The organism is Rathayibacter sp. VKM Ac-2759, from assembly GCF_009834225.1.
GTDB lineage: Bacteria > Actinomycetota > Actinomycetes > Actinomycetales > Microbacteriaceae > Rathayibacter.
The window spans coordinates 1,195,878-1,222,114 of sequence record NZ_CP047176.1; the positions used below are offsets into that span (position 1 = coordinate 1,195,878).

Here is a 26,237-nt window from a genome sequence, read left to right on the forward strand (position 1 = left end):
CTCAGGAGAGAACCGTGTCCCGCACTCCTCGCCCCTGGCTGATGCTCTCGCTCGGCGTCGGCGCCCAGGCCGCCACCACCGTCTTCGTCTCGGTGCCGCCGTTCCTGATCCCGCTGCTGCACACCGAGTACGGCTACTCGCTGGCGCAGGCGGGGCTGCTCGCCTCCGCGCCCAACGTCGGTCTGGTGCTGACCCTGGTCGCGTGGGGAGCGCTGGCCGACCGGTACGGCGAGCGCCTGGTGATCGCGATCGGAGTCGGCGCCACCGCGCTCGCGGCCGTCGCGGCGATGCTCACGGGCGATCTGATCGCGCTCGGTGCGTTCCTCCTGCTCGGAGGGATGGCCTCGGGCAGCGTCAACGCGGCCAGCGGGCGCGTGGTGATCGGCTGGTTCCCCCGCCACCGCCGCGGGCTGGCGATGGGCATCCGGCAGATGAGCCAGCCGCTCGGCGTGGCGGTCGCCTCGCTGTCGATCCCGCCGCTCGCCGCGGCCGCCGGCATCCCCGCCGCACTCGCGCTGCCGGCCGTGCTGCTCGCCGTGCTCGCGGTCGCGTGCGGCCTCGGCATCGTCGACCCGCCCCGGCCCGCGCGCGGAGAGGGCGCCCCGGCGGCCGTGAACCCCTACCGGGCGAACGGCGCGCTCTGGCGCATCCACGGCGTCTCGGCCCTGCTGGTGCTGCCGCAGTTCACGCTATCGACGTTCGGCCTGGTCTGGCTCATCGCCGACCAGAGCTGGGATCCGGTCGCCGCCGGCGTGCTCGTCGCGCTCGCCCAGTTCGCCGGGGCGTTCGGCAGGATCGCGGTGGGCGTGCTCAGCGACCGCGTCGGCTCGCGGCTGCGCCCGCTGCGGTGGGTCTCCGCGGTCGGCATCGTCGCCCTGCTGCTGCTCGCCGGCACCAGCGCGGTGCACGCGGGTGTCGCGGTCGCGGCGGTCCTCTTCATCGCCGCGACGACGATCTCGGTCGCCGACAACGGGCTCGCCTTCACCTCGGTCGCAGAGATCGCGGGACCCTCGTGGTCGGGGCGCGCGCTCGGCGCGCAGAACACCGGGCAGTTCGCGGCCGCGGCGATCGCCGCACCGGCCGTGGGGGCGCTGATCGGCCTGGTCGGCTACCCGCTGGCGTTCGCGGCGGTCGCCCTGGCCCCGGCGATCGCCCTCCCGCTGGTCCCGTCCCCGTCGCGCGAGGAGTCGCTGCAGAACGTCGGCTGAGGGCGCTCGTCGCGCGCGAGGGTGCCCGCGGCGCGGTCCCGGCCGGCGTTCTGCGCGCGGGCAAGCCCCTCGGCGCCGCCGACGACCCGGTCTAGCGTGGAGGAATGGCCGAACGACTGCGCTCGAGTGTCAGCCCCTACCTCCGCTCGCACGCGGACAATCCCGTCGACTGGTTCCCCTGGGGCGAGGAGGCGTTCGCCGAGGCGGTGCGCCGCGATGTGCCCGTGCTCGTCTCGATCGGCTACGCGACCTGCCACTGGTGCCACGTGATGGCCCGCGAGTCCTTCTCGGACCCGGTGCTCGCCGCACGGCTGAACTCCGGCTTCGTCGCCGTGAAGGTCGACCGCGAGGAGCACCCCGACGTCGACACGGCCTACCTCACCGCCGCGAGCGCGTTCACGCGCCACCTCGGCTGGCCGCTCACCGTCTTCACCACGCCCGGCGGCGAGGCGTTCTACGCGGGCACCTACTTCCCGCCGCGCGCGGTCGGCGGCACGCCCGCCTTCTCGGACGTCCTCGACGCCGTGTCCGAGGCGTGGCGCCTGCGCCGCGACGAGGTGCACGCGACCGCCGGCTCGCTGGCCACCGCCCTCCGCGAGGCCACCGCCGAGCGCCCCGCCTCGCCCGGCCTCCCCGACGACGCGGCGCTCGACGCCGCCGTCCGGTGGCTCGCGGAGGAGGAGGACCGCGAGCACGGCGGCTTCGGCGGCGCCCCCAAGTTCCCCGTCGCGCCGGTGCTCGGCTTCCTCGCCTCGCGGCCCTCGGGCGCCGCGCTGGCCGAGCGCACCCTCCTCACCCTCGCCCGCTCGCCGCTGCGCGATCGCGACGGCGGCTTCTTCCGCTACGCCACCCGCGCCGACTGGAGTGACCCGCACTACGAGCGGATGCTCTACGACAACGCGCTGCTCCTGGACGTCGCCGCCGTGCTGCTCGGCCGCGACGGCACCGACACCGCCGCGCTGACAGGGGTCGCGGAGGGGATCGCCTCCTTCCTGCTCACCACGCTCCGGCGACCGGGTGGCGGCTTCGCCAGCGCGCAGGACTCCGAGAGCCTCGTCGACGGGCAGCGCTCCGAGGGCGGCTACTACCTCGCGGAGGATCGCGACGGACTCGAGCCGCCGGCGCTCGACGAGAAGGTGGTCACCGGCTGGAACGGCCTCGCGATCCAGGCGCTGGCCCGCGCCGGCCGGGCGCTCGGCCGCGAGGAGTGGATCGACGCGGCCCGGGGTGCGGCCGACTTCCTCCTCGACCGGCACCTGGTCGACGGCGAGCTCGTCGTCCGCGCCTCCCTCGGCGACGCGGTGTCGGCCGCACGCCCCGCGCTCGAGGATCTGGGGATGCTCGCCGGCGGACTCCTGCGCCTCGCCGTCGCCGAGGGGTCGCCCCGCTACGCCTGCGCGGCGCGCACGCTCGTCGACGGCGCGCTCGAGGCGGCGGACTCGTGGCCGCCGTTCGCGCTGCCGGGCGGGGGCGATCCCGCGCTCACCGCGCGCGGCCTGCTGCTGGCGGCCGACCCGTCGGAGGGGGCGTACCCCTCCGGTCTCTCGGCCGCGGCCGATGCCGCCCACGAGCTGTACCTGCTGACGGGCGGGCTGCGCTACCGCGAGGCGGCGGAGGCGGTCGTCGCCGCGGTCGCGCCGGGGGCCGTCGCGCAGCCGATGGGCTTCGGAGCGGTGCTCGCGCTGGCGACACGGCTGGCGCGGCCCGTGACGCAGCTGGTGCTGGTCGCTCCGGGGGAGGCGGCCGGGCTGCTGACGGGCGCGCGTACCGCGGACCTCGGCATCGCGGTCGCCGTGTCGGACGAGGCCGCCGCCGCGTGGGCGGAGGCGGGTTTCGAGCTGTTCGAGGGCCGGGTGTCCCGCGACGCCCTGCCGACCGCCTACGCGTGCGACGCGTTCGTCTGCGCGCTGCCGACGACGAGCCTCCCCTCGGTGCTCAGGCCGCGGTGACCACGAGCGGCGCCTCGGGGTCGGCCGCCCACTCGTTGAGCGAGCCGTCGTAGATCACGACGTCGTCCCGCCCGAGCAGGCTCAGCGCGAGAGCGTCGGCGGCCGCGGCGACCCCGCCGCCGCAGTAGAGGACGATCCGCTCGGCGCCGAGCACATCGGCGAAGAGCTCGCGGAGGCGCGCGGCCGGCAGGATCGTGTTCGCCGTGCGGTCGACGAGGCGCGCCGCGGGCACGCTGACCGAGCCGGGGAGATGCCCCCGGCGCGGCCGCTGGCCGGCCTCGCCGGTGAACTCCTTGGGCGGCACCGCGCAGACGAGGGTGCCGGGCTCGTCGCCCTGCACGATCCGCTCGACGCCGGCCTTGTCGATCCAGAGCGGGCGCTCCTCGCGGACCGTGATGCCCGAGGACGGCGTCGGAGCGACGTGCCCCGTCTCGATCGGCCGCGACTCCTGCCGCCAGGCGGTGAGCCCGCCGTCGAGGACGGCGACGGAGTCGTGACCCGCGGCGCGCAGCAGCCACCAGAGCCGCGACGCCCACTGCCCCACGGCCGAGTCGTAGACCACGACGACCGCGTCGTCGTCGATGCCCAGCGCGCCGAGCGCCGCCGCGAAGCGCTCGGGGGCGAGGCGGCTGAACGGGTACGCCGCCTCGGCGTCCGAGAGGTGCTCGATCAGGTCGGCGAAGACGGCTCCGGGCACGTGGCCCTCGACGAGGTACTGGTCCTCACCGCTGAGGTAGCGGTAGCGGCCGTCGAAGCCGGGCACGAACAGCACGCTGGCGTCGATGACGACGAGGTGCTCGCGCCCCAGCTGGTCGGCCAGCCACTGCGTCGAGACGATCGGCCGGGTCAGGTAGGGCGAGCTGCTCATGCCCTCACGGTAGGCCGCACCCCCGACACCCGCACCCCGGCGCGTAACCCCGCTTCACGCACCGCCCCGCGCCCGCCGACGAGGTGCCGCGTTTCTGCCGAGACGCCGCTCTCGCAGTGGTGTCTCGGCGGCGAGCACGGCGCCTCGACACTTCGAGAGGCGCATGCCGTCGTGCCTCCACAGGTTCACGCCGTCCACAGCCTGCTGATCCGTGCTCCGGGCGCGCGGCAGCGGCGTCAGCATCGGTGCATGACCGAGCTGCCGCTGTTCTTCGTCCGTGATCTGCGTGCTCGTGGCGCCTCGACTGTGCTTGCAGACGCGGGGTGCTTCACGGCGATCCGGCGAGGTGTGCGGGTGCCTGCGGCGGCGTGGCAGGAGGCGGATGAGCGCGCTCGGCAGCACGCGCGCGCTCGAGCGGCGGTGGGGCTCAGACAGGAAGGCGTTCTCGTCGGCGAGTCGGCGGCCCTCCTGCACGGGATCCCCCTGATCGACGGACTCGACTCGCGAGTCCACGTGCTCGCTCGAGCAGGCGTGGGCAGCAGAAGCCGGAACGCCGTCCGGGAGCGCGAGTTCGCGATCGCGCCGGAGGAGGTGCTGGTGGACGGCGTCGTGGTGTCGTCGATCATCGACACGGTGGTCGATGTGGCCCGGTGCTCCGGGTTCCGGCGCGGCGTGGTCGCGGTGGACGACGTGCTGCACCGCGAAGCGCTCGCCGCTCGCGATCCCGAGGTGATGCGCGACCGCCTGACCGAACGTCTGTCGAGGTTCGGGTCGGCGCGCGGTGTCCGGAAGGCGAGAGAGGTGATCGCGTTCGCGGACGCGCGGGCCGAATCTCCGCTGGAGTCCGTCAGCAGGGTGGAGATGGCCGTCGCAGGTCTTCCCGCCCCGCGACTCCAGCATGTCTGGACACTCCCCGGAGGAGGGCGGGCCGTGACCGATTTCGACTGGCCTGAGCACGGCCTCGTCGGAGAAGCGGCCGGACGGGCGAAGTACTCGCTCGGGGCATCGGGGGTCACTGAGGCGATCTTCCGCGAGAAGCGCCGTGAGAACGCGCTGCGCCTGCTCGGCCCGCGCGTGGTCCGGTGGGAGTGGAAGGACGCGATCGCCGGAGCACCCCTGATCGCGCTGCTCCTCGCGGCCGGGCTGCCTCGGGAGCGATGACGGGTGCTCGAGACACCTGCTTCTTCAGCGAGGCGTCCCGGTCATCGTGGCGGCTCGGCGAGAACTGGCCGGTTCGGCGACAGGGTGACCGATCGTCAGCACTCGATGACGTTGACCGCCAGGCCGCCCTCGCTGGTCTCCTTGTACTTCGAGGACATGTCGATGCCGGTCTGCCGCATCGTCTCGATCACCGTGTCGAGCGAGACGCGGTGGATGCCGTCGCCGTGCAGCGCGAGGCGCGCGGCGCTGACCGCGGTCGACGCCGCGATCGCGTTGCGCTCGATGCACGGGATCTGCACGAGCCCGCCGACCGGATCGCAGGTGAGGCCGAGGTGGTGCTCCATCGCGATCTCGGCGGCGTTCTCGACCTGCCGCGGCGTGCCTCCGAGGACCGCGCAGAGCGCACCGGCGGCCATCGCGCACGCCGAGCCGACCTCGCCCTGGCACCCCGCCTCCGCCCCCGAGATCGACGCGTTCGTCTTGCACAGCGAGCCGATCGCCGTCGCGGTCAGGAGGAACCTCCGGACCCCAGCGCGATCTGCGCCCGGCACGAAGCGGAGGTAGTAGTGCGCGACGGCGGGGATGATCCCCGCCGCGCCGTTGGTCGGTGCCGTCACCACGCGCCCGCCCGCGGCGTTCTCCTCGTTCACGGCGAGGGCGAAGGCGTGCAGCCACTCCACCGAGGTGGCGCGGGCGCGGTCGAGCGGGTCGACCTCGAACGCCTCGAGCCGCTCGCGCATCAGCGACGCCCGCCGGCGCACCTCGAGCCCGCCGGGGAGCACGCCGTCGGTCGCGAGGCCGTGCTCGACGCAGGCGGCCATCGCGTCCCAGATGGCGTCCAGGCGCGCGTCGATGTCCTGGTCGGGATGCAGCGCCCGCTCGTTCGCGGCGGCGATCTCGTCGATGCTCGACCGGGTCCGGTCGCAGATCGCGAGCAGATCCACGGCCGAGACGAAGGGGTACGGATGCGCGGCCAGCGCCGCGAGGTCGGCGCGCTCTCCCGCGCGGCGGATGAAGCCGCCGCCGATCGAGTAGTACGTCTCCTCCCACGCCGGCAGCGCCTCGTCGCCCAGCCAGACGCTGAAGGTGAGCGCGTTCGGGTGCTCCGGGAGGCGGGTCCGCGGCTCGAAGGCGACGTCGTCGCGGGTCATCGGCAGCCGCTGCTCGCCGGCCAGCAGGATCTCGGCGTCCTCGTCGAGCCTCCGCCAGGCGCCGCGCACGGCGTCGGGGTCGCAGGTCTCGGGTGCGAGGCCCGACAGCCCGGCGACGACGGCGTCGGGGGTTCCATGGCCGATCCCGGTCGACCCGAGCGAGCCGTACAGCGTGCAGCCGACTCGTGTGACCGTGCCGAGCAGCCCCGCCGCGCGCAGGCGCTCAGCCAGCGCCAGCGCCGCGCGCATCGGGCCGACGGTGTGCGAGCTCGAGGGTCCGATCCCGACGCTGAACAGGTCGAGGACGGAGACGTAGGCACTCATGTCCCGAGACTACGCCGCCGCGCAGAAGGGGTCGTCGACGAGGTCGGACCGCCTCAGCGCAGCGTCTTGCGCGCCGTGATCTGCCCGGTGTCGAAGCCCAGCAGGTGCAGTCCGCCGTGGAACCGCGCGTGCTCGACCTTGATGCAGCGGTCCATCACGACCGTCAGGCCCTTCGACTCGCCGTACTCGGCCGCCTCCTGGTTCCAGATGCCGAGCTGCACCCAGACGGTAGGCGCGCCGATCGCGACGACGTCGTCGATCACCGAGGGGATGTCGCTCGCCTTGCGGAACACGTCGACGATGTCGGGGACGACGGGGAGATCCGCCAGGCTCCTGTAGACCGGCTGCCCGAGGATCTCGGTCGCGTTCGGGTTCACGAAGAACAGCTCGTAGTCGCTCGACTGCTGCAGGTAGGTCGAGACGAAGTACGACGAGCGCGCCGGGTTGGGCGACGCTCCGACGATCGCGACCGTCTTGGCGCGGCGGAGGATGTCGAGGCGCTGCTTCGCGTCGGGGCCGACCCAGGTGCGCTGCGACTTCAGCAGCTTCGCGAGCGGCGAGCTCGCGGGAACGGAGCAGCTCAGCCCGTTGGACAGCTGCGCGACGACGTTCTCATCGGTCGTGCTCATGCTCAGACCTCCACGGTGGGGGAGTCGATGGTGACCGAGACGTCGTCCGGCAACTCGGTGGGCGCCTCGGGGGTGCCGTGCTTCTCGACCGCGCGGGTCAGCGCCTGGTCGAGGTCGTAGATGATGTCGTCCGCGTCCTCGATGCCGACCGAGAGGCGCACGAGACCCGGGAGGACGCCCGCGTGCAGCAGCTGCTGCTCGGTGAGCTGCGCGTGGGTCGTCGAGGCGGGGTGGATGATCAGCGTCTTCGCGTCGCCGATGTTGGCGAGGTGGCTGGCGAGGTCGACCGACTCGATGAAGGTCTGCCCGACCTCTCGGCCGCCCTTCACCACGAAGCTGAAGACCGAGCCGGGGCCCTTCGGCAGGTACTTCTGCGCGCGGGCGTGGTGCGGGTGCTCGGGGAGGCCCGCCCAGTAGACGGCCTCGATCCGCTCGTCGGCGTCGAGCCACTCCGCGACGCGGCGGGTGTTGTCGACGTGGGCCTGGATCCGGTAGGGCAGCGTCTCGACGCCCTGCGCGAGCAGGAACGCCGAGTGCGGGGCGAGCACGGGGCCGATGTCGCGCAGCTGCTCGGCGCGCAGCCGCGTGAGGAAGCCGTACTCGCCGAAGTTGCCGTCCCACGACAGCCCGCCGTACGAGGCGACCGCGTCGTGCAGCAGCGGGAACTTCTCGTGCGAGTAGTGGAAGCGGCCCGACTCGACGACGACGCCGCCGAGGGTCGTGCCGTGCCCGCCGAGGAACTTGGTCGCCGAGTGGATGACGATGTCGGCGCCCCACTCGATCGGGCGCACCAGGTAGGGGGTGGCCACCGTCGAGTCGATGATGAGGGGGATGCCCGCGGCGTGCGCGACCTCGGCGAGGCCCTCGATGTCGGCGATCTCGCCGGAGGGGTTCGCGATGGTCTCGGCGTAGAGCACCTTCGTCTTGTCGGTGATCGCGGCCGCGTAGTCGGCCGGGTCGCTCGACTGCACGAAGGTGGTGTCGACTCCGAAGCGCCGCAGCGTCACGTCGAGCTGGGTGATCGAGCCGCCGTAGAGGTTGGCCGAGGAGACGACGTGGTCGCCGGCTCCGACGAGCGCCGCGAAGGTGACGAACTGCGCCGACAGGCCGGAGGCGGTGGCGACGGCGCCGAGGCCGCCCTCGAGGCTCGCGACCCGCTCCTCGAACGCCGCGACCGTCGGGTTCGACAGGCGGGAGTAGATGTTGCCGTACTTCTGCAGGGCGAAGCGGGCGGCCGCGTCGGAGGTGTCGTCGAAGACGAACGCGCTCGTCTGGTAGATCGGCAGCGCTCGCGCTCCGGTCACCGGGTCGGGGATGTTGCCCGCGTGGATCGCACGCGTCTTGAAGCCGTACTCGCGATCTGCCATGGGATCGACGTTAGCCGCCGCCACCGACACCCCGGGGCCTGCGGTGTCGCATCCCGTAACACTCACACCGAGGCGTGCACCGCCGCGAGCGCCATCGCCGCGATCGCCAGCCACGAGGCGAACGCGACGACCAGCGCGCGCCATCCCGTCGTGACGAGCGAGCGGAGCCGCACCGCGCTGCCGAGCGCGAACAGCGCGGCGGCCAGCAGCCAGGTCTGCGCGACGTCGGCGGCGTCGAGGACCCCCTGCGGCACCGGCAGGAACGACCGCACCAGCACCGCCGCGAGGAAGCCCACGACGAACAGCGGCACGACGGCGGGCCGGGGTCCTCCGCCGTCGCCCCCGCGCCGCGACACCGCCGCCGCGATCGCGACCATCGGCGCGAGCATCACGACGCGCGTCAGCTTCACGACGACCGCGATCGCGAGCGCCGAGGCTCCGGCGACCTGCGCCGTCGCGACCACCTGCCCGACGTCGTGCACCGACGCCCCCACCCAGTGCCCGAACGCGAGGTCCGAGAGCCCGAGCGGATGCTGCAACGCCGGCAGGATCGCGATCGCGAGTGTCCCGCACAGGGTCACCAGCGCGACCGGCACGGCCTGCTCCTCCTCCTTCGCGCGCGTCGCCCCGGCCATCGCACCGATCGCGGAGGCGCCGCAGATCGAGAAGCCCGCCGCGAGCAGCAGAGGCTCCCTGCCCGGCAGGCGCAGCGCCCGCCCGAGCGCATAGGTCAGGGCGAAGGTGGCCAGCACGATCGCGACGACGACGAGGATCGCGAGCCAGCCGAGTGCGGCGATGTCCACGAGCGAGAGCTTCAGCCCGAGGAGCACGATCCCGGTGCGCATCAGGGTCCGCGACGAGAACTTCAGCCCCGGGGACACTCGGCCGAGCGCGGGCCGCGCCGCCGGGACCTGCGCCACGAGGATCCCGAGGGCGACCGCCGCGGTCAGCATCGGCACCGCAGGCACGGCGGTGTGCACGGCGGACGCCAGCAGCGCGGCGAGCGCGCAGACCGCGACTCCGGGGGCGAGACGGCGGAGGGTCAGACCCACGACGGCAGCCACATGTGCGCCTGCCAGAACGCGAACGACGTCTGCTGCCCCGTCCACAGCGGGTAGAAGTAGGCCGTGAGCGCCGCGGCGGCCAGCACGAAGACGCCGACGATCACGATGCCGCGGGTGCGCCGCCTCCTCTCGTCACCGGGGGAGCCGAGCACGATCCCCGCGGTGAGGGCGAGCGCGAGCATCATGTAGGGCTCGAAGACCACGCAGTAGAACTGGAACACCGTGCGGTCGAGGTAGAGCATCCACGGCAGGTAGCCGGCGACGATCCCCATCAGCACGAACCCGGCGCGCCACTCGCGGTAGCGGGCGAAGCGGTAGAGGAGGTAGCCGAGCGCGATCACTCCGGCGTACCAGATCAGCGGATTCGCGACCGAGGTGATCGCCTCGTCGCAGCGCGCGGCCGTGCAGCCGTCCACTCCGGTCGCCTGGTCGACGAAGTACATGCTCGTCGGCCGCTGCATCAGGAGCCAGGTCAGCGGGCTGGCCTGGTAGGGGTGCGTGGCGCGCAGGTTGATCGAGTAGTCGTACATCTGCACGTGGTAGTGCCAGAGGCTCTGCGCCCAGTCCGGGACCCACGCGAGCGCGCCCGTCCAGGCGTTGCCCGGCGCCTCCGTCGCCCACTGCCTCGCCCAGCCTCCGGAGGTGCGGAGCCAGCCGAGCCACGTCGCGAGGTAGGCGACGAGCGCGATCGGGACGACGAGGAGGAAGGTGACCGGGCCCTGCTTGAGGACCGCGCCGCTGCCCCAGAACGGCACGCCCGCCCGGCGGCGCATCATCGCGTCGACGAGGACCGCGTAGAGCCCGTAGGCGCCGAGGAAGTAGATGCCCGTCCACTTCACCCCGGCGGCGAGGCCGAAGAAGACTCCGGCCGTGAGCAGCCACGGCCGCCACCACAGCACAGGACCCCAGCTCGGCAGTGCTCCGGCGGCGACCTTCTCGGCGAGCCGCAGCTCGGCCCAGCGCCGGTCGAGGAGGACCGCCGCGACACCGCAGAGGGCGACGAACATCAGGATGCCGTCGAGCAGCGACACCCGCGACATCACGATCGCGTGGCCGTCCAGCGCGAGGAAGACGCCGGCGAGCGAGGCGATGAGCGTCGAGCGGAAGAGCAGCTTCGCGATCACGATGACGAGAGCGACCGCGAGGATGCCCACGATCGCCGTCGAGATCCGCCAGCCGACGCTGTCGTCCGCACCGAGCGCGCCCATCCCGAGCCCGATGATCCACTTGCCCAGCGGCGGGTGCACCACGAACGAGGGGGCACCGGTGAACGTGTCCACGCTCCCGGCGATGAAGCCCGGGTCCGGGTCCTCGGGCCACGCGCCCTCGAAGCCGAGGTTCCAGAGCGTCCAGGCGTCCTTCACGTAGAAGGTCTCGTCGAAGACGAGCGAGCGCGGGTGGCCGAGGTTCCAGAGGCGGAGGAACGCGGCGAGCACGACGACCAGCAGCGGGAGCCCGAGGTCGTAGATCCGCCGGCGGGCCGGAGTGGCGGTGAGACGGCCGAAGACGTCGTCGAACCACGAGCCGCGGGGCACATCGGGGCGCACCCGCGGGGTCGACGCCGGAGCCTCGGCGGGAACGCGCGACTCCGATCGCGTCGATCCGGCGGAGTCGAGGAGCAGGTCGTCGAAGTCGCGCTGCGGTCGGTCCGTCACCCGGCCATGCTAACGGGGTGTCACGGCACGACGACGGCCCTTCCGCGCACGGTCCCGTCGTGCAGCCGCCGGTAGGCCTCCGGCGCCTCGTCGATCGAGAAGCGCTCGGTGTGCACCCGGACCAGGCCGGCGCGGGCGAGGTCGAGCACCTCCATCAGCTCGGTGCGGGAGCCCCAGTAGGGTGCGCGCACCGAGGCGCCCATGGGTGTCGAGAAGAAACCGGTGGGCAGGACGCCTCCGCCGATGCCCACGATCTGCACCTGGCCGTCGAGGGCGACGGCCTGCCGGGCGATCGCGAGGGTGGGCTCTGCGCCCACGAAGTCGAAGACCGCCTGAGCGCCCTCGCCGCCCGTGAGCTCGCGGATCCGGGAGAGGACGTCGGGGTCGTCGGAGCGGAGGGCCTCATCGGCGCCGACGTCGCGGGCGAGGGCGAGCTTCTCGTCCGAGAGGTCGAGCACGATCACGCGGGCGGGCGTGATCGCCTTCAGGATCTGGATGCCGACGTGACCGAGGCCGCCGCTGCCGATCACGAGCGCCGTCGAGCCGGGCACCAGCACCGAGGCACTCGAGCGGATCGCGTGGTACGGCGTCAGGCCGGCGTCGGTGAGCGACACCGACTCGACCGGGTCGAGGTCGCCGAGCGGCACCAGGTGACGCACGTCGTCGATGAGCACGTACTCGGCCATCGCGCCCGGCGCGCCCAGCCCGGGAGGGGTGATGCCGAGCTCGGCGGCGTGGGGGCAGTAGTTCTCACGTCCTGCGGCGCACGCGCGGCAGGTGCCGCAGCCCCAGGGCCCGTAGACGGCGACGGAGTCGCCCACGTCGACTCCGACGACGCCGTCGCCCAGCTCGGCGACGACTCCTGCGCCCTCGTGACCGAGGGTGAGCGGCAGGCCGTAGCTGTACTGGTCCTCGGGGAGGCCCATGACGAACGAGTCGGAGTGGCAGAGGCCCGCCGCGGTCACCCGCAGCAGCACCTGGCCCGGGCCGGGCACGGGCTTGTCGATCTCGACGACGACCGGCTCGCTGCCGATCTCGCGGTACTGCACTGCCTTCATGGCTCCCCTTCTCCCTCCGGCGACGTCGCCGGAGCCTCCAGAGTCGCCCCCGCGCCTGGACCGGAGGTGAACGCGCCGACCGCGCCGGCCCGCCCGCGGCTGGGAGGATGGCCGCATGATCATCCTCGCCGGCACGCCCATCGGAAACCTCGGCGACGCCTCGAGGCGGCTGGTGGAGGCGCTCTCGACCACGCAGCACATCGCGGCCGAGGACACCCGCGTGACGATCCAGCTGCTGCGCGCCCTCGGCATCGAGAACCGCCCGACCCTCTACGCCCTGCACGACCACAACGAGCGCGAGCGCTCCGCCGAGCTGGTCGAGCTGGCCCGGAGCGAGGACCTCCTCGTCCTCAGCGACGCCGGGATGCCCACGGTCTCGGACCCCGGCTACCACCTCGTCGAGACGGCCGTCGCCGCCGGGGTCGCCGTCACCGCGCTGCCCGGCCCGTCGGCGGTGCTGATGGCGCTCGCCGTCTCGGGCCTGCCGACGGACCGCTTCAGCTTCGAGGGCTTCCTGCCCCGCAAGCACGGCGAGCGCGTGTCGACCTTCCGGGCGCTCGTCGACGAGCGCCGCACCATGGTCTTCTTCGAGTCGCCGCATCGGATCGGCGACGCCCTCGCCGATCTCGTCGAGGTGATGGGCCCGGAGCGCCGGGTGGTCGTCTGCCGTGAGCTGACGAAGATGTTCGAGGAGGTGCGCCGCGGCCCGGCCGCCGAGCTCGCCGAGTGGGCGTCCGGCGGACTCCGGGGCGAGATCTGCCTCGTCGTCGAGGGTGCGCCGGTGCGCGAGGCGTCCCTCGAGGACGCGCTGCTCGCGGTCCTCGAGAGGGTCGCGGCCGGCGCCCGGCTCAAGGAGGCGTCGGCCGAGGTCGCCGAGCACACCGGCCTCTCGCGCCGCGCGCTCTACGAGGCGGCTCTCGCCTCGCGGCGGGGCTGAGAGCGCCCCCGGCCGCTCGGCGAGGGCTGTCCGCGCTCTCCTGAAGAAACCCTCAGAGCGCTGGACCTCGCCTCCATAGGCGTCCTATGGTCGACCCGTTGGCGTCGATGTTGACGTTAACATCGCAACGAAACCGGAGAAAACCATGCAAAGACGCAACCGTCACTCCCTTCGCTCGATCGCCCTCGCCTGCGCCGCCGCCCTGGGCCTCTCGATCGCCGCTCTCGGCGCTGCTGCTCCCGCGAGCGCCGCGCAGGGCGAGATCACCTACACGCTGCACCGCTCGGCGACGCCCACCGCCGACGAGCAGGACGCCTACAGCCGCATCACCGCGGCGATGGACGCGGCCGTCGGCCGCTACAACGCCGGCTCCGACATCACCAAGCAGATCGACGTCTACTACACGCCGGGCGTGCCCACCGCCGAGGCGAGCAACAACGGGACCCTCCGCTTCGGCGAGAACCGCAGCTACATGGTCGAGGGCACGGCCCTGCACGAGATCTCGCACACCATCGGCGTCGGCCAGAACGGCGGCTGGTACGAGCACTGCGTCAACGGTGTGTGGGACGGTGCCCAGGCGACCGCGGTCGTGCGCTCCTTCGACGGCGGCGGCGCCCAGCTCAACTGCGGCGGCTCGCACATCTGGCCCTACGGCCTGAACTACTCCAACGAGTTCTCGGACGCGGCCTTCACCCGCCACGTCGAGGTCGTCGAGGCGATGCTCGCCGACGGCATGTAGGAGGGACGGCGCCGGCGGCGGACTCGTCTCCCGCCGGCGAGGTCGGCCGCCTGCGACCGGTCCGTCACACGGGAGGAGGCGCACCGCGCGAAGAATAGGATGGTCGCCATGTCCGACGGCGCCTCCTTCTACCTCACGACCCCGATCTTCTACGTGAACGACGTCCCCCACATCGGGCACGCGTACACCGAGGTCGCGGCCGACGTGCTGACGCGCTGGCACCGCCAGGCCGGCGACGACACCTGGCTGCTGACCGGGACCGACGAGCACGGGCAGAAGATCCTCCGCACGGCGACCGCGAACGGCACCACCCCGAAGGAGTGGGCCGACCGCCTCGTGCGCACCGCCTGGCAGCCGCTGCTCGAGACCATCGACATCGCCAATGACGACTTCATCCGCACCACCGACGAGCGGCACGAGGTCAACGTGCAGCGCTTCCTCCAGAAGCTCTACGACGCCGGCGCGATCTACACCGGCGAGTACGAGGGCTACTACTGCGTCGGCTGCGAGGAGTACAAGCAGCTCTCGGACCTCGAGGAGGGGACAGGCGACTACACCGGGCAGTACGTCTGCAAGATCCACTCGAAGCCGGTCGAGCTGCTGAAGGAGAAGAACTACTTCTTCACCATGAGCGAGTACACCGAGCGCCTGCTCGCCCTGTACGAGGAGCGCCCCGACTTCATCCAGCCCGAGTCCGCGCGCAACGAGGTCGTCAGCTTCGTGCGGCAGGGGCTCGCCGACCTGTCCATCTCGCGCTCGAGCTTCGACTGGGGCGTGAAGGTGCCGTGGGACGACTCGCACGTCGTCTACGTCTGGTTCGACGCGCTGCTCAACTACATCACGGCGGTCGGTTACGGACAGGACGAGGCGGAGTTCGAGCGCCGCTGGCCCGCCACGCACATCGTGGGCAAGGACATCCTCCGCTTCCACGCGGTGATCTGGCCCGCCATGCTGATGGCCGCCGGGCTCGAGGTGCCCCGGCAGGTGTTCGGCCACGGCTGGCTGCTCGTCGGCGGCGAGAAGATGTCGAAGTCGAAGCTGACCGGCATCGCGCCCGAGCAGATCACCGACACCTTCGGCTCGGACGCGTTCCGCTACTACTTCATGCGCGCGATCACCTTCGGCCAGGACGGCTCGTTCTCGTGGGAGGACCTGTCGGCCCGCTACCAGGCCGAGCTGGCGAACGGATTCGGCAACCTCGCCTCCCGCGTGATCGCGATGCTGCACCGCTACTACGAGGGCGACGTGCCCGAGCCGGGTGCGCCGAGCGAGGCCGAGGAGCGCGTCCGGCGCACCGTCGCGGAGGCGGCGGCCGCGGCCGACCGCTCCATAGACGCCCTCGCGATCCACGACGCCATCACGGCGGTCTGGACGATCGTCGACGAGCTCAACGGCTACATCACCGAGCAGGAGCCGTGGGCCCTGGCGAAGGCGGGCGACCGCGAGCGCCTCGGCACCGTGCTCTACACGGCGTCCGAGGGCCTGCGCGCCCTCGCCGTGCTGCTCTCGCCGGTCGTGCCCCGCGCGACCACCCTGCTCTGGGAGGCGCTCGGCGTCGAGGAGTCGCTCGGCTCCCTCACCGCGCAGCGCCTCCGCGAGGCGGGGGAGTGGGGCCGCCTCCCCGTCGGGACGACGGTCGGCACCCTCGCCCCCCTCTTCCCCCGCATCGAGGCCCCGGTCGCCTGATCGCCGGGAGTCCAGCCCCGGCGGCCTGTCGGGCGCTCCCGCTAGCCTGGAGCGCATGACCGACAGCCAGCACGTCCGCGCCCGCGAGAACACCTCCGGTCGCGACCTGACGTACCCGCCGCTGCCCGAAGCGCTCGTGGTCCCCGTCTACGACAACCACACCCACCTCGAGATCGCGGACGGCCTCGAGCCTCTCGACTACCGCGAGCAGCTCGACCGCGCCTCCACCGTCGGGGTGCGCGGAGTCGTCCAGGTCGGCACCGACGTCGAGACGAGCCGCTGGTCGGCCGAGATGGCCGCCTCCGAGCCGCGCATGCTCGCCGCCGTCGCCATCCACCCCAACGAGGCGCCCGAGCTCGACGCCCGCGGCGAGCTCGACGACGCGCTCGCGGTGATCGCCGAGCTGGCGACGCAGCCCCGCGTGCGCGCCGTCGGCGAGACCGGGCTCGACTTCTTCCGCACGGGCGAGAGCGGCCGGGCCGCCCAGTACCGCTCGTTCGAGGAGCACATCCGCATCGCGAAGGAGACCGGGACGGCGCTGCAGATCCACGACCGCGACGCGCATCGCGAGGTCATGGACACGCTCCGCCGCGTCGGCGCCCCCGAGCGCACCGTCTTCCACTGCTTCTCGGGCGACGCCGAGATGGCGCGGATGTGCGCCGAGGAGGGCTGGTACCTCTCCTTCGCCGGCAACGTGACGTTCAAGAACGCGGAGCCGCTGCGCGAGGCGCTCGCCGCCACTCCGCGGCACCTGATCCTCGTCGAGACCGACGCGCCGTTCCTCACCCCGAGCCCGTTCCGCGGCCGGCCCAACGCGCCGTACCTCCTCCCGCACACCGTGCGGGCGATGGCGGCCTGCCTCGAGACCGATGTCGGCCACCTGGCCGCGACGATCGCCTCCAACACCGAGCAGGTCTACGGCGAGTGGGGCGGCGAGGTCGGCTCGGAGCCGACGGAGCCGGTCGGTCCGCTCGCATGAGCGGGCGCCACGCGGCCGAGCCGGCGCCCGTCGCGATCCCGCGGCTGCTCGGCCCGGCCGAGATCCGCGACCTCGCGCAGATCCTCGACGTCACGCCGACCAAGAAGCTCGGGCAGAACTTCGTCCACGACGCCAACACCGTGCGCCGCATCGTCAAGCTGGCCGGCGTGCAGGCCGGCGAGACGGTGGTCGAGATCGGTCCCGGTCTCGGCTCGCTGACCCTCGGTCTGCTGGAGGCCGGTGCCGGTGTGGTCGCCGTCGAGATCGACGGCCGCCTCGCCGAGCAGCTGCCCCGGACGGTCGAGCTGATGGCCCCGGGCGTCGAGCTCGAGGTGCTGCACGCCGACGCGATGCGCGTGCTCGAGCTGCCGGGAGAACCCGCACGGCTGGTCGCGAACCTCCCGTACAACATCTCGGTGCCGGTCCTCCTGCACTTCCTCGAGCACTTCGCGAGCATCCGCTCGGGCGTCGTGATGGTGCAGGCCGAGGTGGGTCACCGCCTCGCCGCCGCGCCCGGCTCGAAGGTCTACGGCGGACCGAGCGTGAAGGCGGCGTGGTTCGGCTCGTTCACCACCGGCGGCACCGTCTCGCGGCAGGTCTTCTGGCCCGTCCCCAACGTCGACAGCGTGCTCGTCGCGTTCGAGCGCGGGGAGGAGCCGGGCGACGAGACCCTGCGCCGTGCCGTGTTCGCGGTGGTCGACGCGGCCTTCGCCCAGCGGAGGAAGATGCTCCGACAGTCGCTCTCGGGCCTCTTCGGCGACAGTGCCGCCGCGATCGCCGCGCTCGAGGCCTCGGGCGTGCCGCAGACCGCTCGCGGCGAGGAGCTCGGAGTCGAGGAGTTCACCGCGCTCGGGCGCTCGCTCGACCCGTCGCGGGTGCCGGTGCGGGGCTCCTCCGCGCCCGCCGACAGCGACTCGGACGACGGCGACGAGGCCCTCCCGGGCCGGGACGAGACCCGCTCCGCCACCCTGTAGCGTGGGGGCATGGCCCCTCGCGCGACGTCGACCCGGGTCCACGCGCGGGCGCCCGGCAAGATCAACGTCTTCCTCAAGGTGGGCGCCGTCCGCGACGACGGGTACCACGAGCTCGCGACCGCGTTCCAGTCGCTGTCGCTCTACGAGGACGTCTTCGCCAGCGAGGCCCCCGACTTCTCGGTCGAGTTCTCGGGCTCCATCGACACGGCGGATCTCGTCACCGACGGCTCCAATCTCGCCATCAAGGCGGCCAGGGCCCTCGCCCGCGCGACCGGCTACCGCGGCGGAGTGCACCTCGAGATCGAGAAGAACGTGCCGATCGCCGGGGGCATGGGAGGCGGTTCCGCCGACGCCGCCGCGACCCTCCTCGCGTGCGATGCGCTCTGGGGCACCGCGTGCACCCGCGAGCAGCTGCTCGGCATCGCGTCGAGCCTCGGCGCCGACGTGCCGTTCTCGTTCACCGGAGGCACCGCGATCGGCGTCGGCCGCGGCGACGAGCTGAGCCCCGCGCTCGCCAAGGGCCGCTTCGAATGGGTGCTGGTGCTCTCGGAGGAGGGCCTGTCGACTCCCGAGGTGTACCGCGAGCTCGATCGGCACCGCGAGCGACACCTGCACGACTTCCGCCCGATCTCGGCGACCCCGAGCATCGACCCCAACGTGCTGCAGGCGCTGCGAGCGGGCGACGCGGCGATGCTGGCCGACGCGATGCACAACGACCTGCAGGCGCCGGCTCTGCACCTGCAGCCGGGTCTCGCGCGGATCCTCGAGCTGGGGGAGGGGCGCGGCGCGCTCGGCGGGCTCGTCTCCGGATCCGGGCCGACGGTGGCGTTCCTCGCCGCGGACGCCGACGCCGCCGAGGATCTGCACCGCGAGCTGAGCGGCGCGCGCCTGCGCTCCGTCCGGGTGACGGGTCCCGTGCACGGCGCCCGCATCATCTCCGGCTAGGCGAGCCGCCGGCACGATCCGCCGCCCCGCAGTCAAGGCCCGGACTCGTGGCCTAGAGTGCCGCTCATGCCCCCCAGACGAGCCGCACTCCTCGCGATCCTGTCCGGGATCGTCGCCGCCGCAGTCGCCCTCGCGAGCGCCGAGCTCGTCGCCGTGTTCACCGGCGCGGGAGGCAGCCCGCTCGTGGCCGTCGGCGGCTTCGTCATCGACATCGTCCCGCCCGGGGTGAAGGACGCCGTCATCTCTCTGTTCGGCACGGGCGACAAGGTCGTGCTCCTCGTCTCGGTCGGCTTCGGCGTCGCCCTCCTCGCGGTCGCCGCCGGACTGCTCGAGTTCCGCAGGCCTCCGCTCGGAGTGCTCGTGCTCGCGGTCGTCGCGGGCCTCGGTGCCCTGGCCGCCGTCACCCGCGAGGGTGCGCCCGGCCTCGCCGCCGCGCCGAGCGTCGTCGGGATGGTCGCGGGCGCGGCCCTCCTGCGCGCCGCAGCCGCGCGCCTCCGCGGCTGGGAGGAGGAGCCCGCGCGCGGGGCGACCGACCGCCGCTCGTTCCTCCGCCTCGTCGGGATCGCCGGGGCTGCGGCCGTCGTGGTCGGCGTGGGCGCCCGCGTGGTGACCGCCGCCTCCGCCGCCGTCACCGCCGTCCGCGAGGCCGTGAAGCTGCCGGCCCCGGCGAGCACCGCGCCCCCTGTCCCCGCCTCCGCGGTCCTCGACGACATCGAGGGCATCACGCCGTTCCGCACCTCGAACGCCGACTTCTACCGGATCGACACCGCACTGTCGGTGCCGTCCGTCGATCCGGCCGACTGGTCGCTCCGCATCACGGGCATGGTCGAGGAGGAGGTGACGATCACCTGGGACGAGCTGCTCGCGCTCCCGCTCGAGGAGCACCTCGTGACGCTCTCGTGCGTCTCGAACGAGGTCGGCGGCGATCTGATCGGCACCGCGCTCTGGCTCGGCTACCCGATCCGCGATCTCCTCGCCCGGGCCCGGCCGCTCGCGGGGGCCGACATGGTGCTCTCACGCAGCGTCGACGGCTTCACGGCGTCGAGCCCGCTCGAGGTCCTGCAGGACGAGGGCCGGCCGAGCATCGTCGCCGTCGGGATGAACGGCGAGCCGCTGCCCGTCGAGCACGGATTCCCCGCGCGCCTGGTCGTTCCCGGGCTCTACGGCTACGTGTCGGCGACCAAGTGGGTCACCGAGCTGAAGGTGACGACCTTCGCCGACGACGTCGCCTACTGGTCGACGCGCGGCTGGACCGAGCGCGGGCCGATCAAGATCGAGTCGCGGATCGACGTGCCGCGGCAGGGCCAGGCGATCGCCGCGGGCACGGTCGCGGTCGCCGGAGTCGCCTGGGCGCCGCACACGGGCATCGCGGCCGTCGAGGTGCAGGTCGACGGCGGCGCCTGGCAGCCCGCTCGGCTCGCCGAGGCGGTCACCGCCGACACCTGGATCCAGTGGGTCTACGAGTGGGAGGCGATCGCGGGCGACCACGTCCTCGTCGTGCGCGCCACCGACTCCGAGGGTCTCGTGCAGACCTCGGAGGAGGCGCCCCCGGCACCCGACGGCGCCTCCGGCCACCACCTCCGCACGGTCACCGTGGCCTGAGCGACCTCTCCCGCGCTCGTCCCGGCGGCCCGCACCGAGACTCCAGGAGTTGTCGCACCGGGGCGCCGAGTGCGACAACTCCTGAACACTCGCCGCGCACCCGCAGTGGTGGACCGGGTCGAGACTCCAGGAGTTGTCGCACTGGGGCGTCGAGTGCGACAACTCCTGGACACTCGGCGGGGCGAGCCCGGGCGCCGCGACCGCCGCCGCGACGCGAGCGCCTAGGCTGGATCCCTATGGCACATCTGCTGGGCGCCGAGGCGCTCCGACTCGAGTACCCCACGCGGGTCATCTTCGACGACGTCTCCCTGGGCATCGAGGAGGGCGACCGGATCGGGATCGTCGGACGCAACGGCGACGGCAAGTCGACGCTGCTCCGCCTCCTCGCGCAGCGCATCGACCCCGACAGCGGCCGCGTCACGCACCGCCGCGGCGTGACCCTCGGCATGCTCGACCAGGCCGACACCGTCGACGAGGAGCTGACCGTCGCGCAGGCGGTGGTCGGCGGACTCGAGGAGCACGAGTGGGCCGGAGACGCGCGCACCCGCGACGTGATCGCCGGACTGCTGCGCGACGTGCCGTGGGACGGCATCGTCGGATCCCTCTCCGGAGGCCAGCGCCGCCGGGTCGCGCTGGCGAAGCTGCTCGTCGGCGACTGGGACGTCGTGTTCCTCGACGAGCCCACGAACCACCTCGACGTCGAGGGCATCGCCTGGCTCGCCGAGCACCTGAAGCGCCGCTGGGCCGCCTCGTCCGGCGGGCTCGCGGTCGTCACCCACGACCGGTGGTTCCTCGACGAGATCTGCACCGCGACCTGGGAGGTGCACGACCGCATCGTCGAGCCCTTCGAGGGCGGCTACGCGGCCTACATCCTGCAGCGCGTCGAGCGCGACCGGATGGCGTCCACGATGGAGGCCAAGCGCCAGAACCTGATGAAGAAGGAGCTCGCGTGGCTCCGTCGGGGCGCTCCCGCCCGCACCGCGAAGCCCAAGTTCCGCATCGACGCGGCGAACCAGCTGATCGAGGATGAGCCTCCGGTGCGCGACTCGGTCTCGCTCTCGCAGCTCGCCGTCTCGCGCCTGGGCAAGGACGTCGTGGACCTCCTCGACGTCACCGTCCGCTACGGCGAGCGGACCGTGCTGAACCGCATCGAGTGGCGGATCGCCCCGGGCGAGCGCACCGGCATCCTCGGCGTGAACGGCGCCGGCAAGTCGACGCTCCTCGGGCTGGTGGCGGGCACCGTCGAGCCGACGGGCGGCAAGGTCAAGCGCGGCACGACGGTCAGGGTCGCGATCCTCGACCAGCAGCTGCGCGAGCTCACCGAGGTGCAGCACCAGCCGGTCCGCGAGATCATCGCCGAGCAGCGCACCAGCTACTCGATCGGCGGCAAGGAGATGACGCCGGGCCAGCTCCTCGAGCGCCTCGGCTTCTCCAGCGCCCAGCTCTCGACGCCGGTCAAGGACCTCTCGGGCGGGCAGCGCCGACGCCTCCAGCTGCTGCTCATCCTGCTCAGCGAGCCGAACGTGCTGATCCTCGACGAGCCGACCAACGACCTCGACACCGACATGCTGGCCGCGATCGAGGACCTCCTCGACTCCTGGCCCGGCACGCTGCTCGTCGTCTCGCACGACCGGTACCTGCTCGAGCGCGTCACCGACCAGCAGTACGCGGTGATGGACGGCGCGTTCCGGCATCTGCCGGGCGGAGTCGAGCAGTACCTCGAGCTGCGCCGCGCGCTCGAGAAGGGGGCGCCGGCGGCGTCCTCGGGAGGCGCACCCGCCGCCGCTCCGGGTCTCGCGGGGGCCGAGCGCCGCACCGCGACCAAGGAGGTGTCGGCGATCGACCGCCGCCTCTCGAAGCTCACGCAGCTGACGGCCCAGGTGCACGAGAAGATGGCGACGCACGACCAGGACGACTACGACGGCATCCTCGCGCTGAACGCGACGCTCCGCTCCTACGAGGACGAGACCGCCGAGCTCGAGCTGCGCTGGCTTGAGCTCTCGGAGCAGCTCGAGGCCTGAGGCCCGCGCAACATCAGCTGAGAGAGAGGTCCCTCGTCCGACAGAGGAGGGACCCCCCTCTCAGCTGATGTCGTGTGCCGCGCTCAGCCGAAGTCGAGGGAGAGCTTGCGGAGCAGCTGCGCGAGACGCTCCTGCTGCGCGTGCGTGAGCGCGCCGAGCAGCTCCTGCTCCGCATCGACCAGCCGGGTGATGGCCGCGTCCACACGCGCGAGACCGGACGGCGTCATCTGCACGAGCACGCCGCGGCCGTCGTTCGGATCGTCGAGGCGCTCGACGAGGTCGCGCTCGACCAGGCGGTCGATGCGGTTGGTCATGGTGCCGCTGGTGACCATGGTCGCCTGAAGCAGCTGCTTCGGGCTGAGCCGGTAGGGCGCACCCGCCCGGCGCAGCGCCGAGAGCACGTCGAACTCCCACGTCTCGAGCTCCGACCGGCCGAACGCGCTGCCCCGGGCGCGCTCGAGCTGCTTGGCGAGCCTGCGCATGCGCGAGAAGACCTGCAGGGGGGTGAAGTCGAGGTCGGGACGCTCGCGCACCCAGGCGTCGACGATCCCGTCGACCTCGTCATTCGCACTCACCCGTCCATTCTGACGGGTGGCGGGCCGGGAGGCGGCAGAGTGCGGAGCGGGGCGCGGTCGGATGGCAGGATGGACGGCGCGCACGAGCGCGGTCCGCCATGGTGTAACGGCAGCACGGCAGCCTTTGGAGCTGTCCGGTCCAGGTTCGAATCCTGGTGGCGGAGCAGGGGCCACCCACGCGGCGGGCCTCGGAGGAGGACGAGACATGGTCGACAGCACACTCGCGGTGGTGATCCTGGCCGCCGGTCAGGGCACCCGGATGAAGTCCCGCACCCCGAAGGTCCTGCACCGGCTGGCCGGCCGGCCGCTGCTCGGGCACGTCCTCGACACGGCGTCGTCCCTCGACGCCGCGCACGTCGTCACCGTGGTCCGCCACGAGCGGGAGCGGGTCGCGGAGGCGGTCCTCGAGCACAGCCCGGCGGCCCTCGTGGTCGACCAGGACGAGGTGCCCGGCACCGGCCGCGCCGTCGAGCTCGGCCTCGCCGCCCTCCCGGACGACTTCGTCGGCACCGTCGTGGTGCTCAGCGCCGACGTGCCGCTCCTGGACGCGCCGACCCTCCGGCGCCTCGTGGACGAGCACCTCGCCGCCGCGAACGCGCTCACGATGCTGTCGTGCGTGCTCGAGGACCCGACCGGCTTCGGCCGCATCGTCCGCGGCGGCGACGGCGGCTTCGCCTCCATCGTCGAGCAGAAGGACGCGAGCGACGCCGAGCTCGCCCTCACCGAGACCAACGCCGGCGTCTACGCGTTCGACGCCGCCGCCCTCCGCTCGGTGATCGGCGCGATCGGCACCGACAACGCCCAGCGCGAGAAGTACCTGACCGATGCGGCCGCCGCCCTCAAGGCCGCCGGCCGTGCGATCGAGGCGGTCCCCGTGCAGGACCGCTGGCTCGTCGCCGGCATCAACGACCGCGCGCAGCTCGCCGACGCGGCGCTCGAGCTCAACGCCCGCATCGTGCGGCGCTGGCAGCTCGAGGGCGTCACGATCCAGGATCCGGCGACCACCTGGATCGACGTGGACGCCGTCCTCGCGCCCGACGTCGAGATCCTCCCGGGCACCCAGATCAAGGGACCGACCGTGATCGCCTCCGGCGCGGTCATCGGCCCCGACACGACCCTCGACGCGTGCGAGATCGGCGAGGACGCCGTCGTCAAGCGCTCGGACGCGACCCTCGCCGTCATCGGCGCCCGCGCGCAGGTCGGACCCTTCTCCTACCTCCGCCCCGGCACCGTGCTCGGCGAGCGCGGCAAGATCGGCACCTACGTCGAGACCAAGAACGCGACCATCGGCGCCGGCTCCAAGGTGCCGCACCTGTCGTACGTCGGCGACGCGACGATCGGCGAGGAGTCGAACATCGGCGCCGGCTCGATCTTCGCCAACTACGACGGCGTCACCAAGGCCGCCTCGATCGTGGGGTCCCATGTGCGGGCCGGGTCGCACAACGTCTTCGTCGCCCCCGTTAGAATCGGGGACGGAGCGTACACGGGCGCCGGCACGGTCATCCGCAAGGACGTCCCCGCCGGAGCCCTCGGGATCACCGTCGCTCCGCAGCGCAACATGGCCGGATGGGTGCAGACCCACCGTCAGGGCACCGCGTCGGCCACCGCCGCCGAGGCAGCCCTTGCATCGGAACCCACGGGCACCGAGCCGGCCACCGGAGGAAGCGGAGCACAGTGACGGGCATCACCGCCAGCAACAAGAAGAGCCTGGTCCTCGTCTCGGGGAGGGCGCATCCGGCACTGGCGGAGGCGGTCGCCGCCGAACTCGGCACCGAGCTCGTCAACACCGAGGGACGCACCTTCGCCAACGGCGAGCTGTACGTCCGCTACGGCGACAGCGTCCGCGGAGGCGACGTCTTCGTGATGCAGTCGCACACCTCGCCGATCAACGAGTGGCTCATGGAGCAGCTCATCATGGTCGACGCTCTCAAGCGCGCCTCGGCGAAGCGGATCACCGTGGTCGCGCCGTTCTACCCCTACGCCCGCCAGGACAAGAAGGGCCGCGGCCGCGAGCCGATCTCGGCCCGCCTGGTCGCCGACCTCTTCAAGGCCGCCGGCGCCGACCGCATCATGTCGGTCGACCTGCACGCCGCGCAGATCCAGGGCTTCTTCGACGGCCCCGTCGACCACCTCTTCGCGATGCCCGTCCTCCTCGAGCACTTCCGTGAGAAGCTCGACCCGTCGACCCTGACCATCGTCTCGCCCGACATGGGCCGCGTCCGCGTCGCCGACATCTGGAGCGACAAGCTCGGCGTGCCGCTCGCGATCATCCACAAGCGCCGCGACCCCAAGGTCGCCAACCAGGTCTCCGTCCACGAGATCGTCGGAGAGGTCGCCGGCCGCGTCTGCCTCCTCGTCGACGACCTCATCGACACCGGCCGCACCATCGCCAAGGCGGCCGAAGCGCTCAAGAACGCCGGCGCCATCGGCGTCGTCGTCGCCGCCACCCACGCGGTCTTCTCCGACCCCGCCTGCGAACTCCTCAGCTCCGAGTTCATCGACTCGGTCGTCGTCACCGACACCCTCCCGCTCCCGGAGGAGAAGCGCTGGGACCGCCTGACGATCCTCCCGATCGCCCCGCTGCTCGCGCGGGCCATCCACGAGGTCTTCGATGACGGCTCCGTCACCTCCATGTTCGACGGCGACGCCTGAGCCCACCTCGGGACGGCCGCTCGCGGCGTTGTCCTCGGTTGCGATACCTCCGGTATCGCGCCCTCGTCCGCCTTGCGAGCGACCGCCCCGAGGCGCGCTCAGGAGTGCTGGTGGGGCTGCCGCTGCCTGCTGGTGAGGCTGCCGCTGGCTGCTGGGGAGGGCTGCCGCTGAGTGGTGGTGGGGCTGCCGCCGCCTTCGAGCGGGGAGCTACTGCATGCTGATCGAGTAGCCCTCGCAGAGGGCGTATCGAGATCGACCGTCGTCTGGAGAGGTGGGCCGAAGAGCGCTCGTGCTGGGGTCGGTGGGGTCTCGATGCGCCCTGCGGGCGACTCGACCAGCGGGCACACGGCGGTGGCCCCGTCCTCGTGGAGTTCGACGTGCATGCTGATCGAGTAGCCCGCGGAGCGGGCGTATCGAGATCGACCGTCGTCTGGAGAGGTGGGCCGAAGAGCGCTCGTGCTGGGGTCGGTGGGGTCTCGATGCGCCCTGCGGGCGACTCGACCAGCGGGCACACGGCGGTGGCCCCGTCCTCGTGGAGTTCGACGTGCATGCTGATCGAGTAGCCCGCGGAGCGGGCGTATCGAGATCGACCGTCGTCTGGAGAGGTGGCTCGAAGAGCGCTCGTGCTGGGGTCGGTGAGGTCTCGATACGCCCTGCGGGCTACTCGACCAGCGGGCACACGGCGGTGGCCCC

21 protein-coding genes and 1 tRNA gene are annotated in these 26,237 nt (G+C 72.6%); 14 read left to right on the top strand and 8 right to left on the bottom strand.

The window, feature by feature from the left end; all coding sequences use genetic code 11:
* Positions 1-14 precede the first annotated feature (14 nt).
* Together GSU68_RS05425 and GSU68_RS05430 are read left to right on the top strand one after the other, a co-directional pair.
* A complete protein-coding gene (locus GSU68_RS05425) occupies positions 15-1,208 on the top strand; it encodes an MFS transporter (protein WP_348272513.1) in 1,194 nt (397 codons plus the stop codon).
* A gap of 104 nt (positions 1,209-1,312) precedes the next feature.
* Positions 1,313-3,157 carry a DUF255 domain-containing protein gene (locus GSU68_RS05430; RefSeq protein WP_159906183.1) on the top strand — a complete coding sequence of 615 codons (1,845 nt, stop codon included), beginning with the start codon at positions 1,313-1,315 and terminating at the stop codon, positions 3,155-3,157.
* Here the strand turns inward: GSU68_RS05430 and GSU68_RS05435 are convergent.
* Positions 3,144-4,025 carry a rhodanese-like domain-containing protein gene (locus GSU68_RS05435; RefSeq protein WP_159906185.1) on the bottom strand — a complete coding sequence of 294 codons (882 nt, stop codon included), beginning with the start codon at positions 4,023-4,025 and terminating at the stop codon, positions 3,144-3,146. The genes GSU68_RS05430 and GSU68_RS05435 overlap by 14 nt on opposite strands.
* 249 nt (positions 4,026-4,274) lie before the next feature.
* On the opposite strand from GSU68_RS05435, the gene GSU68_RS05440 reads away from it, so the two are divergent.
* A complete protein-coding gene (locus GSU68_RS05440) occupies positions 4,275-5,186 on the top strand; it encodes a hypothetical protein (RefSeq protein WP_159906187.1) in 912 nt (303 codons plus the stop codon).
* A 95-nt stretch (positions 5,187-5,281) separates the two neighbouring features.
* Here the strand turns inward: GSU68_RS05440 and GSU68_RS05445 are convergent, their stop codons facing one another.
* The 6 genes from GSU68_RS05445 to GSU68_RS05470 form a co-directional block, all read right to left on the bottom strand.
* Complete coding sequence (locus tag GSU68_RS05445) at positions 5,282-6,661, bottom strand: L-serine ammonia-lyase (RefSeq protein ID WP_159906189.1); 1,380 nt, start codon at positions 6,659-6,661, stop codon at positions 5,282-5,284.
* A gap of 53 nt (positions 6,662-6,714) precedes the next feature.
* A complete protein-coding gene (locus tag GSU68_RS05450; protein ID WP_159906191.1) occupies positions 6,715-7,290 on the bottom strand; it encodes a CoA-binding protein in 576 nt (191 codons plus the stop codon).
* A 2-nt stretch (positions 7,291-7,292) separates the two neighbouring features.
* Positions 7,293-8,657, bottom strand: coding sequence for an O-acetylhomoserine aminocarboxypropyltransferase/cysteine synthase family protein (locus GSU68_RS05455; protein WP_159906193.1), 1,365 nt, complete (start codon positions 8,655-8,657; stop codon positions 7,293-7,295).
* Positions 8,658-8,719: 62 nt separating this feature from the next.
* The gene (locus tag GSU68_RS05460; RefSeq protein ID WP_244259399.1) at positions 8,720-9,721 is read right to left on the bottom strand and encodes a putative sulfate exporter family transporter; all 1,002 of its coding nucleotides are present in this window, start codon (positions 9,719-9,721) and stop codon (positions 8,720-8,722) included.
* Positions 9,700-11,376 (bottom strand): phospholipid carrier-dependent glycosyltransferase, encoded by a 1,677-nt coding sequence (locus GSU68_RS05465; protein WP_244259400.1) that lies wholly within the window; start codon positions 11,374-11,376, stop codon positions 9,700-9,702. The genes GSU68_RS05460 and GSU68_RS05465 overlap by 22 nt, the downstream gene beginning before the upstream one ends.
* A 20-nt stretch (positions 11,377-11,396) precedes the next feature.
* Positions 11,397-12,434 (bottom strand): NAD(P)-dependent alcohol dehydrogenase, encoded by a 1,038-nt coding sequence (locus GSU68_RS05470; RefSeq protein WP_159906195.1) that lies wholly within the window; start codon positions 12,432-12,434, stop codon positions 11,397-11,399.
* Positions 12,435-12,549: 115 nt separating this feature from the next.
* Between GSU68_RS05470 and rsmI the strand changes: the two genes are divergently transcribed.
* From rsmI to GSU68_RS05510, 8 genes are all read left to right on the top strand, one after another.
* Positions 12,550-13,371 (top strand): 16S rRNA (cytidine(1402)-2'-O)-methyltransferase, encoded by an 822-nt coding sequence (gene rsmI / locus GSU68_RS05475; protein ID WP_159906197.1) that lies wholly within the window; start codon positions 12,550-12,552, stop codon positions 13,369-13,371.
* A 145-nt stretch (positions 13,372-13,516) separates the two neighbouring features.
* Entirely contained in the window at positions 13,517-14,110 is a 594-nt protein-coding gene (locus GSU68_RS05480) for a hypothetical protein (RefSeq protein ID WP_159906199.1), read from the top strand.
* Between the two features lie 108 nt (positions 14,111-14,218).
* A complete protein-coding gene (gene metG, locus GSU68_RS05485) occupies positions 14,219-15,796 on the top strand; it encodes a methionine--tRNA ligase (protein WP_159906201.1) in 1,578 nt (525 codons plus the stop codon).
* Positions 15,797-15,851: 55 nt separating this feature from the next.
* The gene (locus tag GSU68_RS05490; protein ID WP_159906203.1) at positions 15,852-16,775 is read left to right on the top strand and encodes a TatD family hydrolase; all 924 of its coding nucleotides are present in this window, start codon (positions 15,852-15,854) and stop codon (positions 16,773-16,775) included.
* The gene (gene rsmA, locus GSU68_RS05495) at positions 16,772-17,749 is read left to right on the top strand and encodes a 16S rRNA (adenine(1518)-N(6)/adenine(1519)-N(6))-dimethyltransferase RsmA (protein ID WP_208544652.1); all 978 of its coding nucleotides are present in this window, start codon (positions 16,772-16,774) and stop codon (positions 17,747-17,749) included. The genes GSU68_RS05490 and rsmA overlap by 4 nt, the downstream gene beginning before the upstream one ends.
* Positions 17,750-17,758: 9 nt before the next feature.
* Positions 17,759-18,694, top strand: a complete 936-nt coding sequence (locus GSU68_RS05500; protein WP_159906205.1) for a 4-(cytidine 5'-diphospho)-2-C-methyl-D-erythritol kinase — start codon at positions 17,759-17,761, stop codon at positions 18,692-18,694.
* Between the two features lie 66 nt (positions 18,695-18,760).
* The gene (locus tag GSU68_RS05505; protein WP_159906207.1) at positions 18,761-20,296 is read left to right on the top strand and encodes a molybdopterin-dependent oxidoreductase; all 1,536 of its coding nucleotides are present in this window, start codon (positions 18,761-18,763) and stop codon (positions 20,294-20,296) included.
* 236 nt (positions 20,297-20,532) lie between these two features.
* The gene (locus GSU68_RS05510; RefSeq protein WP_159906209.1) at positions 20,533-22,317 is read left to right on the top strand and encodes an ABC-F family ATP-binding cassette domain-containing protein; all 1,785 of its coding nucleotides are present in this window, start codon (positions 20,533-20,535) and stop codon (positions 22,315-22,317) included.
* A gap of 83 nt (positions 22,318-22,400) precedes the next feature.
* On the opposite strand, the gene GSU68_RS05515 is transcribed toward GSU68_RS05510, so the two are convergent.
* On the bottom strand, positions 22,401-22,892 hold the full coding sequence (locus GSU68_RS05515) for a MarR family transcriptional regulator (protein WP_094742810.1): 492 nt from the start codon (positions 22,890-22,892) through the stop codon (positions 22,401-22,403).
* Between the two features lie 92 nt (positions 22,893-22,984).
* Between GSU68_RS05515 and GSU68_RS05520 the strand changes: the two genes are divergently transcribed.
* From GSU68_RS05520 to GSU68_RS05530, 3 genes are all read left to right on the top strand, one after another.
* Positions 22,985-23,056: transfer RNA gene (locus GSU68_RS05520), tRNA-Gln, on the top strand.
* 41 nt (positions 23,057-23,097) lie between these two features.
* Entirely contained in the window at positions 23,098-24,570 is a 1,473-nt protein-coding gene (gene glmU / locus GSU68_RS05525; RefSeq protein ID WP_159906211.1) for a bifunctional UDP-N-acetylglucosamine diphosphorylase/glucosamine-1-phosphate N-acetyltransferase GlmU, read from the top strand.
* A complete protein-coding gene (locus tag GSU68_RS05530) occupies positions 24,567-25,544 on the top strand; it encodes a ribose-phosphate diphosphokinase (protein ID WP_159906213.1) in 978 nt (325 codons plus the stop codon). The genes glmU and GSU68_RS05530 overlap by 4 nt, the downstream gene beginning before the upstream one ends.
* Positions 25,545-26,237: the final 693 nt, after the last annotated feature.

Excerpts from the sequence above, each read along its gene's own strand:
- metG (WP_159906201.1), top strand. The coding sequence starts at position 14,219 with ATGTCCGACGGCGCCTCCTTCTACCTCACGACCCCGATCTTCTACGTG.
- GSU68_RS05510 (WP_159906209.1), top strand. The coding sequence starts at position 20,533 with ATGGCACATCTGCTGGGCGCCGAGGCGCTCCGACTCGAGTACCCCACG.
- GSU68_RS05470 (WP_159906195.1), bottom strand. The coding sequence starts at position 12,434 with ATGAAGGCAGTGCAGTACCGCGAGATCGGCAGCGAGCCGGTCGTCGTC.
- GSU68_RS05490 (WP_159906203.1), top strand. The coding sequence starts at position 15,852 with ATGACCGACAGCCAGCACGTCCGCGCCCGCGAGAACACCTCCGGTCGC.
- GSU68_RS05435 (WP_159906185.1), bottom strand. The coding sequence starts at position 4,025 with ATGAGCAGCTCGCCCTACCTGACCCGGCCGATCGTCTCGACGCAGTGG.
- GSU68_RS05450 (WP_159906191.1), bottom strand. The coding sequence starts at position 7,290 with ATGAGCACGACCGATGAGAACGTCGTCGCGCAGCTGTCCAACGGGCTG.
- GSU68_RS05440 (WP_159906187.1), top strand. The coding sequence starts at position 4,275 with ATGACCGAGCTGCCGCTGTTCTTCGTCCGTGATCTGCGTGCTCGTGGC.
- rsmI (WP_159906197.1), top strand. The coding sequence starts at position 12,550 with ATGATCATCCTCGCCGGCACGCCCATCGGAAACCTCGGCGACGCCTCG.
- glmU (WP_159906211.1), top strand. The coding sequence starts at position 23,098 with ATGGTCGACAGCACACTCGCGGTGGTGATCCTGGCCGCCGGTCAGGGC.
- GSU68_RS05445 (WP_159906189.1), bottom strand. The coding sequence starts at position 6,661 with ATGAGTGCCTACGTCTCCGTCCTCGACCTGTTCAGCGTCGGGATCGGA.
- GSU68_RS05500 (WP_159906205.1), top strand. The coding sequence starts at position 17,759 with ATGGCCCCTCGCGCGACGTCGACCCGGGTCCACGCGCGGGCGCCCGGC.
- GSU68_RS05430 (WP_159906183.1), top strand. The coding sequence starts at position 1,313 with ATGGCCGAACGACTGCGCTCGAGTGTCAGCCCCTACCTCCGCTCGCAC.
- GSU68_RS05480 (WP_159906199.1), top strand. The coding sequence starts at position 13,517 with ATGCAAAGACGCAACCGTCACTCCCTTCGCTCGATCGCCCTCGCCTGC.
- GSU68_RS05455 (WP_159906193.1), bottom strand. The coding sequence starts at position 8,657 with ATGGCAGATCGCGAGTACGGCTTCAAGACGCGTGCGATCCACGCGGGC.
- GSU68_RS05505 (WP_159906207.1), top strand. The coding sequence starts at position 18,761 with ATGCCCCCCAGACGAGCCGCACTCCTCGCGATCCTGTCCGGGATCGTC.
- rsmA (WP_208544652.1), top strand. The coding sequence starts at position 16,772 with ATGAGCGGGCGCCACGCGGCCGAGCCGGCGCCCGTCGCGATCCCGCGG.